We start from the raw sequence: 339 nt of genomic DNA, 5'->3' as shown, positions 1-339 counted from the left end.
GGGCTGTGTGCGGTGTCGGCTGGCTGCGACTGAGTCGGGGCTATGTGTGAGTGCCGGGCGAGTGTGTGGTCGGAGTGGGTGCGTGGTCGGAGCTGGTGAACCGGGTGCCGCGCCAGGCTGGGTGCCGCGCCAGACCGGGCTCAATGCCGGGTTGGGCACGGTGCCCGGCTGTGTGCGGTGCCCGGCTGGGCCGGGGCCGTGTGTGCGCGCCGGGCGAGTGTGTGGTCGGAGCGGGTGCGTGGACAGAGCCGGCGCGGCGCCGGGGCGGGGAGGAGGGGGGGTCCGGGGCGCGCGCGTGTGGGGGGGGTGAGTGGGTGGGTGAAAAGAGTGGGGGGCGTT

Source organism: Dactylosporangium sp. NPDC049742 (genome assembly GCF_040674675.1).
Classification (GTDB): domain Bacteria; phylum Actinomycetota; class Actinomycetes; order Mycobacteriales; family Micromonosporaceae; genus Dactylosporangium; species Dactylosporangium maewongense.
The sequence above is the reverse complement of the archived record's forward strand: the minus strand, read 5'-3'. Positions refer to the sequence as shown.